At 59.4% G+C, this 13,115-nt stretch carries 11 protein-coding genes; 6 read left to right on the top strand and 5 right to left on the bottom strand.

From position 1 onward, the window contains the following. Positions 1-155 precede the first annotated feature (155 nt). The 4 genes from GOW72_RS10930 (at position 156) to GOW72_RS10915 (ending at position 5,915) form a co-directional block, all read left to right on the top strand. Positions 156-1,817, top strand: a complete 1,662-nt coding sequence (locus GOW72_RS10930; protein ID WP_170366880.1) for a Na/Pi cotransporter family protein — start codon at positions 156-158, stop codon at positions 1,815-1,817. 194 nt (positions 1,818-2,011) lie between these two features. Continuing rightward, entirely contained in the window at positions 2,012-3,937 is a 1,926-nt protein-coding gene (locus GOW72_RS10925; RefSeq protein ID WP_244952398.1) for a DUF3604 domain-containing protein, read from the top strand. 149 nt (positions 3,938-4,086) lie between these two features. Next, a complete protein-coding gene (locus tag GOW72_RS10920; RefSeq protein ID WP_170357480.1) occupies positions 4,087-4,917 on the top strand; it encodes a peptidyl-prolyl cis-trans isomerase in 831 nt (276 codons plus the stop codon). After that, positions 4,914-5,915 carry a HupE/UreJ family protein gene (locus tag GOW72_RS10915; RefSeq protein WP_342355372.1) on the top strand — a complete coding sequence of 334 codons (1,002 nt, stop codon included), beginning with the start codon at positions 4,914-4,916 and terminating at the stop codon, positions 5,913-5,915. The genes GOW72_RS10920 and GOW72_RS10915 overlap by 4 nt, the downstream gene beginning before the upstream one ends. 17 nt (positions 5,916-5,932) lie before the next feature. Here the strand turns inward: GOW72_RS10915 and GOW72_RS10910 are convergent, their stop codons facing one another. The 4 genes from GOW72_RS10910 to GOW72_RS10895 are packed head-to-tail and all read right to left on the bottom strand — an operon-like array spanning position 5,933 to position 10,260. Continuing rightward, positions 5,933-6,856: a 2-hydroxyacid dehydrogenase gene (locus tag GOW72_RS10910; protein ID WP_170366879.1), complete on the bottom strand. Its 924-nt coding sequence runs from the start codon at positions 6,854-6,856 to the stop codon at positions 5,933-5,935. Beyond that, on the bottom strand, positions 6,849-7,697 hold the full coding sequence (locus tag GOW72_RS10905) for a fumarylacetoacetate hydrolase family protein (RefSeq protein ID WP_093961722.1): 849 nt from the start codon (positions 7,695-7,697) through the stop codon (positions 6,849-6,851). The genes GOW72_RS10910 and GOW72_RS10905 overlap by 8 nt, the downstream gene beginning before the upstream one ends. 11 nt (positions 7,698-7,708) lie before the next feature. Next, complete coding sequence (locus tag GOW72_RS10900) at positions 7,709-9,505, bottom strand: IlvD/Edd family dehydratase (RefSeq protein WP_170366878.1); 1,797 nt, start codon at positions 9,503-9,505, stop codon at positions 7,709-7,711. Beyond that, entirely contained in the window at positions 9,502-10,260 is a 759-nt protein-coding gene (locus GOW72_RS10895; RefSeq protein ID WP_170366877.1) for an SDR family oxidoreductase, read from the bottom strand. The genes GOW72_RS10900 and GOW72_RS10895 overlap by 4 nt, the downstream gene beginning before the upstream one ends. 194 nt (positions 10,261-10,454) lie before the next feature. On the opposite strand from GOW72_RS10895, the gene GOW72_RS10890 reads away from it, so the two are divergent. Both GOW72_RS10890 and denD read left to right on the top strand, forming a co-directional pair. Then, a complete protein-coding gene (locus tag GOW72_RS10890; protein ID WP_170366876.1) occupies positions 10,455-11,339 on the top strand; it encodes an NAD(P)-dependent oxidoreductase in 885 nt (294 codons plus the stop codon). Beyond that, on the top strand, positions 11,336-12,304 hold the full coding sequence (denD, locus tag GOW72_RS10885) for a D-erythronate dehydrogenase (protein WP_170366875.1): 969 nt from the start codon (positions 11,336-11,338) through the stop codon (positions 12,302-12,304). The genes GOW72_RS10890 and denD overlap by 4 nt, the downstream gene beginning before the upstream one ends. On the opposite strand, the gene GOW72_RS10880 is transcribed toward denD, so the two are convergent. Continuing rightward, complete coding sequence (locus tag GOW72_RS10880; RefSeq protein WP_170366874.1) at positions 12,301-12,951, bottom strand: GntR family transcriptional regulator; 651 nt, start codon at positions 12,949-12,951, stop codon at positions 12,301-12,303. The genes denD and GOW72_RS10880 overlap by 4 nt on opposite strands. Between the last annotated feature and the right edge of the window lie 164 nt (positions 12,952-13,115).

The raw sequence follows: 13,115 nt of genomic DNA, 5'->3' as shown, positions 1-13,115 counted from the left end.
TAGACGACATTCAATTTCTGTGGCGTTTACCTCATTTTTGCAAATATTTTGTTGCATTGCCCTCAAACTGGTGATGAAAATCGTCGGACTCACCCCATTGTGGAAGGCAAAATGTTGGCCATGCAACGGCGCAGCGCAAACAAGGTATTGAACGCATGATCGTGCTGGCCACCCATCTGGCGGCCGGCGTCGCCCTGCTTTTGTGGTCTGTCCGGTTGATCCGGACCGGAGTGGAACGAGCGTTCCTGCCCGAGTTGAAACGCGGCCTGAAAATCCTGTCTGAAAACCGAATCTCCGCTGCATTGGGCGGCGGTATGGCAGCGATGCTGATGCAAAGCTCGACTGCAGTTGCATTGATCGGAGCCGGATTCGCGGTATCGGGCATGCTCGCCCCACCCTCGGCCCTTGCGCTGCTGTTGGGGGCAGAGGTGGGATCCGCCCTAATGGCAAAGGTGCTGACCTTGCCCGTCCAGGCCGTGATGCCATTCGCATTGCTGGTCGGCGTCGTGGTGTTTTTGAAAGCCGGACGACGGCGGACGAAACAGATCGGGCGCATCATCATCGGTTTTGCCCTGGTGCTGTTGTCGCTTGGAATGATCCGCGAAGCCACAGTGCCAATCGGGGCCAGCCCAATCGTTCAAAGCATTGCCGCATATTTTCAAAGCGACTTGATCAGCGCCTATGTGGTCGGTGCAATTCTGGCGTGGCTCATGCATTCCAGCCTTGCCGCAGTGCTGACCTTTGCAACATTCGCCGCGTCAGCACTGGTTGGCGGCACGGTGGCCGCCGCACTGGTCATCGGTGCCAATCTCGGTGGCGCCGTGATCTCATTCGCCCTGCTCTGGTCGCAGGAGCGCCCGGCCAAGTTGGTCGTCCTTGCCAACCTGGTGGCTCGGGCCTGCGTCACTTTGGTGGCGCTGGCCCTACTGCTGACCGGCGTGCTGAACATATCCGCGTTTGGCACAGCGCCCGGTCAACAGGTGGTGATGCTGCACATTGCGATGAATGTCGCCCTTCTGGTCATAGCGCTGCCGTTCACCAACCTGCTGATCCGGTTTGCCGACACGTTCGTTCCCCGCCATTCAAGCGTCACCGCCGACAACGTGACCGCATTGGACCCCAGCGCACTGGACCACGTGCCTCTGGCGCTGGCCTGCGCACAGCGCGAACTGCTGCGCATGGCTGAAACGGTTCAGGCGATGCTGGTGCCAACCATTCACCTGTTCCGGAACTGGGACCCCGAACTTGCCCGCACCATCGAACTGCGGGAAAACGATGTCGACCGCATGCATTTTGACATCAAGATCTACGTGTCGCGACTGCGGGAAGGCGATCTGACACCTCAGCAGGAGAAAAAGACACTCGAGCTGGTGTCGATGGCCAACAATCTTGAAGAGGCCGCCGACCGGATCGCGGTCAACCTTGTGGCGCTGGCGAAAAAAATGGCTGACGAGGGCATTACCTTTTCCAAGGAAGGTCTGACCGACATTGAACAATTCCACGATCAGATCACAACGAACGGCCAGTTGGCTCTGAGCATTCTGACCACCGGCGACGCTGAGGCGGCCCGCCAATTGGTGGCCGAAAAGGATCGCATCCGGATCGAAGAACAATACCTGCAGGAGCGACACCTGAAGCGCCTGCAAAGTCGGGGTCCGGCCAGCATCGAGACAACCAATATCCACCAGGAGACGCTGCGCCTATTGAAGCAAATCAACGCGGCGCTGGCCTTTGTGGCCTACCCGATCGCCGAAGAGACGGGCGATCTTCTGGAAAGCCGCCTGGCCAAACCGCGCATAATCTCGGACGCACCTTAGTCACGGCGCTCTTCGGATCGTACGTCAAGAGACCGGCGGCGAAAGCTCCCGCCCTTCCGTGAGTACAGGGTTTTCTGGCTTCCTGAACCCGGCAGAATTGACAGTCGGCCCCACTCGCATGCTATCGTCATATCAGAATGTTATGACATAAAACTGTTTCTTTGAATTCGAAGCTGTTGAATTGGGAGGTTCTCATGCTGCGACTCTACGTCTGTTCAATGCTGCTGACACTCGGCCCGGCAGGCGTTCTCGCCGACGCTGTGCCGACCAAGGAAGCCGCAGAGGGAACCTTTGCCGAGCGTCCGTTCTCGCCCTATGCCAACCGGACATTCCCGGAGCGCCCTCTTTGGGGGGATACGCACCTGCACACCGGGTTGTCACTGGACGCCGGAACGTTCGGGAACACGCTGCTGCCGGATGACGCCTGGCGATTTGCGAAAGGCCAACAGGTCATCTCGTCCACCGGACAACCGGTTCGGCTTGCGCGCCCACTGGATTGGATGGTTCTCACGGATCACACCGACCTGATGGGGTTTGCCCCGGACCTGCAGGCCGGAAAGCCGGGGGTCTTGGCACATCCCAAGGGTCTGGAATGGTACGAAGGATACTCTGCGGGCGGGGACGAAGCTGCCAAAGCGGCGTTCGACATCATTTCCAATTTCTCGCAGATGACCCTGCCGGAAGACCTGCTTGAATCATACAGCCCCGGAGCGGACGCCTTTGCGTTTACCTGGGAACATATCGTGATGGCCGCGGAACGGCACAACGACCCGGGCAATTTCACAGCGTTCATCGGTTTCGAATGGACCTCGGTGCCCAAGGGATTCAACCTGCATCGAAACGTCATGCTGCGCGATGGCCCGATCCGTGCGCTGCAGATGGTGCCGCCGGTCACGCAGCCGCCCTATGGGAACACGGATCCGAAGGCACTTTATGAGTGGCTCGAGGAGTACCAGGCCAAGACCGGGGGCCGTGCCGTTGCCTTCGCGCATAACGGCAATCTGTCGAACGGCTGGATGTTCCCGACGGAAGACACCTATCACGGCGGCAAGGTGGATGAGGAATACGTACAGAACCGCGCCAAGTGGGAACCGCATTACGAGGTCACCCAGATCAAGGGTGACGGCGAAGCCCATCCCTATCTCAGCCCTGACGACCCATTTGCCGACTATGAAAACTGGGATGTCGGGAACCTCGATATCTCCGAGCTGAAAACCGATGACATGCTGGCCGGCGAATATGCGCGTGAGGCGCTGAAGCGCGGGCTGATGCTTGAAGAGAAATTCGGCGTGAACCCCTACAAGTTCGGGATGGGCGGCGCGACGGACAGCCATACGTCGCTGGCAACGGCCGAGGAAGACAACTATTTCGGCAAATCCGTAAGCGCCGAGCCGTCGGCCACACGCGTTCTGCACCCGTTTGTCGAAAGCGATCTGGGCGCCTTTGAGGGGCATACGCTGGTCGCATCGGGCTATACCGCCGTCTGGGCGTCCGAGAATACGCGCTCGGCCATTTTCGACGCGTTCAAGCGACGCGAGACATACGCCACGACCGGGCCTCGCATCGGGCTTCGTTTCTTCGGCGGATGGGATTTCGATGAGTCCGACCTGCTGACGCGTCTTGTGGCTGATGTGGGATATACCAAAGGCGTGCCGATGGGCGGTGACCTGCGTCCGCCCGAGGGTGAAGGCGCACCGACTTTCCTGATCGGCGCGCTGCGTGACCCCGTCGGTGCGAACCTTGATCGAGTTCAGGTCGTCAAGGGCTGGTTGGATGCCGACGGCGCGCTTCAGGAAAAGGTCTACAACGTGGCCTGGTCCGACGATCGTGCGCTGGATGCCAATGGCAACCTTCCCGAAGTCGGCAATACCGTCGATCTGGATACCGCCAGCTGGAGCAACTCGATCGGCGCATCGGAATTGGTGACCGTTTGGACGGATCCCGACTTCGATCCCAACGCGCGGGCATTCTACTACGTGCGGGTTCTGGAAATCCCGACCCCGCGCTGGGTGCTGTACGACAAGCTTCGTTTTGGAATCGATCTGCCGGCCGAGGCCCAGTTGATCCATCAGGAACGTGCGTATTCGTCACCGATCTGGTACACGCCTGCCAGCGAATGAACCAAGACCGAAACCGGGGGCGTGGGATCGCGCCCTTGGGCCGGGGTCGTTGCTGCAACATCTTCACCCAAGTTGAAATCGGCGATTTGACATGACGGGCCGTTGGGATCAACGATCGGGTATCGAATTGCCAGCAGGTCAGATCTTTCATGCGCTTTTACAAAGAACCGCTGTTCCATTTCATTCTGATCGGGCTGGCCATTTTCGGCTGGTTCTATCTTGTATCCGACGAGGCCGAGCCCCCGGAAGAGGCCGAAACGATCACAATTGACAGCGACGACATCGCGCTTTTGAGAACACGGTTCGAGGCCAGCTGGAAACGCCAACCCACCGACGCCGAGTTGCAGGCGCTGATCGATTCCTGGATCCGCGAAGAAATTCTTGTGCGCGAGGCCCGAAAGCTGGGCTTGGACCGTGGTGATCAGGTGATCCGGGCCCGCCTTGCCCGAAAAATGGAGTTTCTGACTACCGCAATTGCGTCCTCGGTCGCCCCCGAGGAGGCTGTTTTAGAAGAGCATCTGGCCCAGAACGCAGACCGCTTCACGACCCCTACCCTGATCGCGTTTGATCAGATCTATCTGGGTGATGCCCCAGACCCGGACGTCGTCGACGATACTCTGCAGGCGCTGAACGGTGGCGCGGATTGGTCCAGCCTTGGCGTTTCGTCCTTGCTGGCGCGGTCGATGCCACTGACAGCCGCGGGTGCAATCGACACAACCTTTGGTCGCGGGTTTGCGTCACAGCTTGACGGGAGCGAGCCGATGATTTGGATCGGTCCGATCAACTCGGGATACGGGCAACATCTTGTTCGCGTGACCGAAGCAAAGCCCGGTTATCTTCCGCCGCTCGCCGAGATCTACGACTCCGTTCTGAACGATTGGCGCAGGGCGACGGCTCAGGACCTGGCGCAGGCTCAATACGAAAGCCTCGCCGCCCAGTACCGTGTCGAGACACCCGAATCCGCAGAGGGCGGCTCGTGAAGACGGTCTTCTTTGTTCTGCTGAGTTTCTGGCTGGGCATGGTTCCGCAATTCGGCCGAGCACACGCGCTTGACCCCGGCTATCTGGACCTGAACGAACTGGCGCCGGGCACCTGGAGAATCCTTTGGCGTATTCCCGACGTGAACGGACAACCCATGGAGATCGATGCGGTTCTGCCCGACCATTGCGCGCCGGAAAATGGCCCGGAGCCAACAGCGGAAAACCAGGCTTGGGTGTCTTCTTGGATTGCAGAATGTGATGCCGAAATCGCGGGCCATGTTGTGGCCATAGACGGGTTGGAGCGCCAGCAGAACGATGTCTTGCTGCGCGTTCGACCGCTGAACACTGAACCCGTGACGCTCAGATTTACGCCTGATGAGGCCGAATTGATGGTTCCGGCGGAGCCTACGATCTGGTCGGTTTTCAGCAGCTACTTTCTGCTTGGGTTCGAACACATTTTGGGCGGCTGGGACCACCTGTTGTTCGTTTTTGCGCTTTTTGTTCTGGTGCGGAACCCATGGCGGTTGGTCGGTGCGATAACCGCGTTCACAGTCGCGCATTCGCTGACGCTGGCGATGGCGACGCTTGGGTTTCTCAACGTGCCCGCCGGCCCCGTCGAAGCCGTTATTGCCTTGTCCATCGTATTCCTTGCTCTGGAAATCCTGAGGCACAAAGAGGGCGAGCTGCGGTTATCCGAGCAATACCCGTGGATCGTCTGCTTCAGTTTCGGCCTGCTGCATGGGCTTGGCTTTGCCGGTGCTCTGGCTGAAATCGGCCTGCCTTCGCAAGAGATCCCTGCAGCGCTGCTGGCTTTCAACATCGGCGTCGAGGCCGGTCAGCTTGCCTTTATCGCAGTGCTCGCGCTTCTGATTGCGATGTGGCGCCTTATCGCGCCACGGAACGCCGGTTGGGTGACCCACTTGGCCACCCCCGTAACAGGCTATGCCATCGGCTGCATATCGCTCTATTGGCTGATCGAGCGGGTCAACGGGTTCTGAGCGCCCAAGCGGTCAATTCACAGATCTTTGCATTCTGGCACGGCGGTCAGAACCGATCCGTCCTTGAGATGTTGCAACAGATTGTCGACCGTCAGATCACCCATCGCGGCACGCGTTTCGACAGTAGCACTGCCCGCATGCGGCAACAGAACCACGTTTGGCAACTCGCGCAACGCTTGTGGAACGCGAGGTTCATCCTCGAAAACATCCAGCCCTGCCCAGCCAAGCGCACCGCTTTGCAGCGCTTCAATCAAAGCCGCCTCGTCAACAACGGACCCTCGGCTGACATTGATCAGCGTGCCCTTGCCCCCCAACGCCCGCATCACCTCGGCGTTGACCAGCTTGTTGGTCGACGGCCCGCCCGGTGTTATGCAAATCAGCACATCCACGTGTTCGGCCATGTCGACCAGATTGTCGAAATACCGGTATGGCACATCCTTGGGACTGCGGGTGTGATAAGAGATTTCGGGCGACCACGGCGCCAGTTTGTCTGCAATCGCCTGGCCGATACGACCAAGCCCCAGAATCCCAACCTTTTGATTGTCGGCTGATCGGGTCAAAGGGGCATTGCCTTCTGTTTCCCATCGTCCCGACCGGACGTATTCATGGTCGCGCACAAGCTCTCGGTAGCAGGTCAGCATCAGCAGAACGGCGGTGGTTGCGACCTCGTTGTTCAGCACATTCGGTGTGTGCGTGACGACAACTCCGCGGGCTGCAGCAGCCGTTGCATCGATCGCATCATATCCAACCCCATAGACGCTGATCATCTTCAGGTTTGTCAGTTGGGCCATCAGGTCGGGCGGCACGCCGTCATGTCCGTTCGTGACCACATGCGTGACGCGCGCGGCATCAAAATCGTCCAACTGGCGAATATCAAATGCGGCGGACAGCCGATCTTTCATCCGGTCGGTAATCCCGCCGATCTGCAACAGCTCAGTCATCCTGACTGACCTTCTGCCGCTGCGTGCCCAGCCCGTCGATCCTCAGTTCCATCACGTCGCCCTTCTTCAAATAGACCGGATCGGGCTTGATCCCCATGCCGACCCCGGGCGGTGTGCCGGTCGAAATCACGTCACCGGGATGAAGGGTGAACAACTGGCTCAGATGCTCGATGATCTCGGCAACGGTAAAGATCATGGTGGCCGTGTTTCCGGTCTGCATACGCTGACCGTTCACGTCCAGGGACATGCCCAGCGCCTGAGGATCGGGAACCTCATCGCGGGTGACCAGCCACGGACCGGTCGGACCGAACGTGTCGCAGGACTTGCCCTTGGTCCATTGTCCGGTCAGTTGCGTCTGGAAATGCCGCTCGGACACGTCATTGACGATGCAATAACCGGCGACATAGTCCAAAGCATCGGCCTTGGAGACGTATTTCGCCGTTTTCCCGATCACCACACCCAACTCGCATTCCCAATCGGTATGGGTGGACCCGCGCGGCATCACAACGTCATCATAAGGCCCCACGATGGCGGAATTTGCCTTGAAGAACAGGATCGGATGCTTGGGAATATCCGCGCCCGTTTCGGCAGCATGGTCCGAGTAGTTCAGTCCGATGCACAGAAATTTTCCGATCTTGCCCACGCAAGCTCCGATCCGCGGATCCCCTTCAACAATCGGCAGGCTTTCGGGATCAATTGCGCGCAGCCTGTCCAGCACGGCGTCGCCCAGCGTTTCACCGGTGATATCGGTGACATGGGCGGACAAATCCCGCAATTGACCCGCAGAGTCGACCAACGCAGGCTTTTCCGACCCTGCGGCTCCGTAGCGAACAAGTTTCATTTCGGTTCCTTTTAATGATTGTCCCGCGGCAGGAATTGCCGCGCGATGTCCCTGAATTTGTCGGCGCCCTTCAGCGTCATGCCGCGATCCAGACGATCGACCTTCTCGCGGAAGATCTCCTGCCAGGGTGACTGGTCGGGCGGGACCGAATAGCCACCTGCAGCTTCCCGTTCGCGGGCGCGTTCATGCAGCTCCTCCAGCGGAACAAGCATATCCGCCGTCCCTTTGCCCAGATCGATGCGCAACCGGTCGCCATTTCGCACCAGCGCCAGCCCGCCGCCTTCGGCCGCCTCGGGCGAGGCGTTCAGGATCGACGGGCTTCCGGACGTGCCGGACTGGCGCCCATCACCGATGCAGGGCAGCGCCTCGACCCCTTGTTTCAACAGGTATGAGGGCGGCCGCATGTTCACCACCTCTGCCGCGCCCGGGTAACCTTTGGGCCCTGCGCCGCGCATGATCAGGATACAGTCTGCGTCGATGTTTTCTGCGGGATCATCGATGCGGTGATGAAAGTCCTCAGGCCCGTCAAAAACGACCGCCCGGCCCTCGAAGGCATTGGGGTCATCCGGGTTCGACAGGTAGGCCTCGCGGAAAGCGGACGAGATCACCGATGTCTTCATGATCGCGCTTTCGAACAGGTTGCCCGAGAGGTTGATGAACCCGGCCTGATGCTTGACCGGATTTCTCACCGGCTTAATCACGTCGTCGTTCAGCGACCGGCGTGTCCGGCAGTTCTCGCCCATCGACCGGCCGTTGACCGTCAGCGCATCGGGGTTGGGCAGCAATCCGGCATCAATCAACTCACCGACCACGGCAGGGACACCGCCGGCGCGCTGGTAATCTTCTCCAAGGTATTTTCCGGCCGGCTGCATGTTGACCAGCAGCGGTACGTCGTGACCCAGGCTTTGCCAGTCATCGTTGTTGAGAGGAACGCCAAGATGCCGGGCGATCGCATTCAAATGGATCGGCGCGTTCGTCGATCCACCGATCGCCGAGTTGATGACGATCGCATTTTCAAATGCCGCCCGGGTCATGACATCGCTTGGGCGCAGATCCTCCCACACCATCTCGACGATGCGCTTTCCGGTTTCATAGCTGATCTGTCCGCGTTCCCGGTATGGGGCCGGTATCGCGGCGGACCCGGGCAGTTGCATTCCCAAGGCTTCGGCCAGGGAATTCATCGTGGTCGCCGTTCCCATCGTGTTGCAATAGCCAACCGAAGGCGCCGAAGCCGCCGCGATTTCCATGAACTCATCAGTGTCGATCTCACCGGCAGCAAGGTCTTCCCGAGCCTTCCAGATCACGGTTCCCGACCCCGCGCGTTCACCCTTCCACCAGCCGTTCAGCATCGGGCCGACCGACAGAGCGATTGCGGGGATATTGACGGTGGCGGCCGCCATCAACAGCGCCGGCGTGGTCTTGTCGCAACCGATGTTTAGCACCACGCCGTCGATCGGGTAACCAAACAAGCTCTCGACCAGCGAAAGATAGGCCAGATTGCGATCCAGCGAGGCAGTGGGCCGTTTACCCGTTTCCTGAATCGGGTGCACCGGAATTTCGATGCACGTGCCACCAGCCGCGATGATCCCGTCGCGCACACGTTTGGACAATTCCAGGTGGTGGCGGTTGCACGGGCTGAGATCGCTACCCGTTTGCGCAATGCCGATGATTGGCTTGCCGGATTGAAGCTCGGCGCGGGTCAGGCCGTAATTGAGATACCGTTCCAGATACAGCGCGGTCATCTCGAGGTTCTCCGAGTTCATGAACCATTTCCGCGACCGCAGATCGTCCTTTGTTATCTTCGTCATTGGCCTGACCACCCCCCATCGATTATGTGTGTATGTCCTGTGGTGAAAGCACTCTCATCGCTTGCCAGGTAGACGACCAGTGCCGCTATTTCTTCCGCCTTGGCGACGCGGCCCATGGGCTGGCGGGCCACGAACTGCGCCATGGCTTCTTCCCTGCTGCCCAGTTCTTGGGCCAAAGCCTCGACCCGATCGCGCCAACTGGGGCTGTCGACCGTTCCGGGACAGATGCAGTTGCAGCGAATGCCCTTCGTGATGAAATCAACCGCAACCGATTTCGTCAGCCCCACAACCGCAGCTTTGGTCACGCCATAGACAAAGCGGTTGGGCGCGCCGATGATCGACCCCAAAGCGGAAGACATGTTGATGATCGAGCCGCCGCCCCGTTCGACCATCCCCGGCAGCACAGCCTTCGTCGTGCGCATCATGGACCGCACGTTGAGGTCCATCGCAAAATCCCACTCTTCATCGGTGGCGTCCAGGATGGTCCCGTGATGCACGAAGCCCGCACAGTTGAACAACACGTCCGGATTTGCCCGCTCAGCCCCCTGAGCGACGCTGGCGTCATCGGTGACGTCCATCTCGAAAATTTCGATATTTTCGAGATTCTCGGACCGAATCGAAGAAAGGTTTTCGAGGTTGATATCCGTCGCAAACACCTGCGCCCCTTCGCGCGCCATTGCAATTGCGCTGGCACGACCGATACCCTGTCCGGCGGCCGTCACAAGGACGCGCTTCCCCACAAGTCTTTCTGACATATGTAAAATTTACCTTTCACTACTTGCGATCAAACACCAGGACCCCGGGCCCGAGTGCGACCGGGCAGCACCAAAAAATTCTGCATGGAAACGCGACAGGCTTTGGCGCAGGAACTTGATGCCGTTAGCGTATGACAGAGATTTTGGTTTGGCTATAACCATGCGTGGTGCGGCCCGAAGGAGGACAAGCAAACATGAGCGAACCGCGCAAAGTGACCCTTTTGGGCACCGGCCTAATGGGGGCGCCGATGGCACGAAACCTGCTTGCGGCAGGCTTCCCCCTGACCGTTTGGAACCGTAGCGCCGAAAAGGCACGGCCATTGGCGGACCAAGGTGCCACGGTTGCGGACACCCCGGCCCATGCCGTTGCCCAAGCCGATGTGATCGTGACCATGCTGGCCGACGGATACGCAACCGGCGCGCTGCTTGAAGACCCTTCTTTCTGCGACCAGCTGAAACCTGGTGCCGTCTGGATCGACATGTCCAGCGCCAAGCCTGAACATGCCCGCGCGCAGTCGGCCCAACTCGAAACCCTCGGCCTGCGGCATCTGGATGCCCCAGTCTCCGGTGGCACCAGGGGGGCCGAGGCGGGCTCGCTGGCGATCATGGTGGGCGGCGATGAGAAGGTCATGCGGGAGGTCCTGCCAATCCTCTCCGCCATGGGGCGCCCCGTGCATGTCGGCCCCAGCGGCGCCGGACAGTTGTGCAAACTGGCCAATCAGACAATCGTGGCCGTCACGATTTCCGCCGTTGCCGAGGCAACCCTGCTGGCCGAACAAGGTGGCGCAGACCCGGCTGCTTTGCGCGCCGCGCTTCGCGGTGGGTTTGCCGACAGCGTGATCCTGCAGCAGCACGGGGAACGCATGTCCAACCGGGACTTCGTTCCCGGCGGACTCTCGAAGTTTCAGCTGAAGGATCTGGACAACACCTTGGCTGAGGCGCGCGGTCTGGGCCTGGAACTGCCCAATACGCAAGCCGTACGCGACCGGTTCGAATACCTGATAAACGAAATGGATGGGGCCGAGCTGGATCATTCTGCGCTCTACCTCGAACTCAGAAAACGGAATGGCATGTCGTGACGCATATCCTCATCATCGGCGGCGGTGGAATGCTGGGGCAGAAACTGGCGCATCACATTTCGGCCGAACAGACCTTTGGCCCGGACGCCCGTGTATCATTGTTCGACCTTTCATTTCCGGCCGAGGGTGCACCGGGAGAAAAAACCGTTGGCGACATCGCGGTCCCAAACTCGGCCAAGCTTCTGGCCGCTCAGCGCCCTGACGTGATCTTTCATCTGGCCGCGATTGTCTCGGGTCAGGCAGAAGCTGATTTTGGCCTTGGTTGGGACGTCAACCTGATGACGACCTGGGCACTGTTGAACGCATTGAAGGACGAGCATGACGCCACCAGCGGCGCCTACCGCCCGCGGCTGGTCTTCGCTTCGTCCATAGCCGTCTTTGGCGCCCCTTTCCCCGCAAGGATCGACGATGAATTCCTGTGCGCCCCTCTGACCAGCTACGGGGCGCAGAAGGCTGCGTCCGAGTTGATGATTTCCGACTTCAGTCGAAAAGGATACATCGACGGCATCTCCCTGCGGCTGCCGACGCTGTGCGTGCGGCCCGGCAAGGCAAATGCCGCCGCTTCCTCCTTCTTTTCGGGTATCATTCGAGAGCCCCTGAACGGGCTTGAGGCGGTTCTGCCGGTCCACGACACCGTTCGCCACTGGCACGCCAGCCCTCGGGCAGCGGCAAGATTTCTGACCCACGCGGCCGATCTCGATACGAAGCTGCTGAACGACCGGCGCGCCCTGAACATGCCCGGCATCAGTTGTACGGTCGCCGAACAGATCGAAGCTCTGCGCACTGTCGCCGGTCAAGACGCGGTCAACCTGATCAAGCATGTTCCCGACCCCGACATAGAGCGCATTGTCAACGGCTGGCCACGCGACTTTCAAACCGACCGCGCGCTTGAGCTGGGCTTCCGCGCAGAGTCGAGCTTTGAAGACATCATCCGCGTTTATCTTGAGGATGACTTCCGCGCTTAGTCGCCCATCGTCTTGCCTGTCAGATGGCGCTTGAGGTGGTCATGAATCTTCTGCTTGGTCAGTTGCTCATCGCCGGACAATGCGGCCTCGAGGATGTCGGCGTGATGCCGGATGTTCTCGGAGATGAACTCGAACCGCCGGTCCGCCACCATCAGCTGCTGCCGGAATTGCGCGTAAATGCGGCCATGCATCTGCTTCAACGTTTCCGATCCGCAGGCCGAGATCAGCGTTTGGTGGAATTCCTTTTCCGAGGCAAACCAGATCTCGATCAGCTCGCTGGGGTCGTCGGTGGCATGAATGCGCTTTTCGATATGGCTCAGCTTGTGATGCGCCGCGGTCAGCCTGGCTTCCCAATCCACCCCGCCGTTGCGGATCGACATTGCGGTGCCTTCTCCCTCCAGCAAAACGCGGATGTGGGTCAGCTCGATCAGTTTTTTCGGCGAACGCTTCGGGACGCGAAAGCCCTTCTGCTCCTGAAAGTCCACCAAACCCACCGATGACAAACGAAAAAGAACTTCGCGAACCGTGCTGGCCGAGCACCCATAGTCCTTGCGCAACTCTTCGGCCCGAACCTTGGCACCATGCTCGAATCCGTTCGAGATCAGACACATTTTAAGGTGCTGATAAATATCTACTTCTTCATTCATTCCGGTTTGCACCTTTCAGGTCTGGCCACTTAGTGTCCTAATCATATTTTCGATTTATTGCAAGAATCTCGAATTTCTTGAAAATTTCATATTTTACTTGTTGCATTCGATTCGACCGCTTAACGTCTAGCAGCGTGTCGACAAGGGAGGCGGCAAGATCTCCT

The sequence above is a fragment of the Ruegeria arenilitoris genome (assembly GCF_013032855.1).
Taxonomy (GTDB): domain Bacteria; phylum Pseudomonadota; class Alphaproteobacteria; order Rhodobacterales; family Rhodobacteraceae; genus Ruegeria; species Ruegeria arenilitoris.
Note: the sequence above shows the minus strand (reverse complement) of the source record. Positions and strands in the feature narration are given on the sequence as shown.

Coding starts and splice junctions, on each gene's coding strand:
- GOW72_RS10930 (WP_170366880.1), top strand. CDS start 156: ATGATCGTGCTGGCCACCCATCTGGCGGCCGGCGTCGCCCTGCTTTTG.
- GOW72_RS10925 (WP_244952398.1), top strand. CDS start 2,012: ATGCTGCGACTCTACGTCTGTTCAATGCTGCTGACACTCGGCCCGGCA.
- GOW72_RS10920 (WP_170357480.1), top strand. CDS start 4,087: ATGCGCTTTTACAAAGAACCGCTGTTCCATTTCATTCTGATCGGGCTG.
- GOW72_RS10910 (WP_170366879.1), bottom strand. CDS start 6,856: ATGACTGAGCTGTTGCAGATCGGCGGGATTACCGACCGGATGAAAGAT.
- GOW72_RS10905 (WP_093961722.1), bottom strand. CDS start 7,697: ATGAAACTTGTTCGCTACGGAGCCGCAGGGTCGGAAAAGCCTGCGTTG.
- GOW72_RS10900 (WP_170366878.1), bottom strand. CDS start 9,505: ATGACGAAGATAACAAAGGACGATCTGCGGTCGCGGAAATGGTTCATG.
- GOW72_RS10895 (WP_170366877.1), bottom strand. CDS start 10,260: ATGTCAGAAAGACTTGTGGGGAAGCGCGTCCTTGTGACGGCCGCCGGA.
- GOW72_RS10890 (WP_170366876.1), top strand. CDS start 10,455: ATGAGCGAACCGCGCAAAGTGACCCTTTTGGGCACCGGCCTAATGGGG.
- GOW72_RS10880 (WP_170366874.1), bottom strand. CDS start 12,951: ATGAATGAAGAAGTAGATATTTATCAGCACCTTAAAATGTGTCTGATC.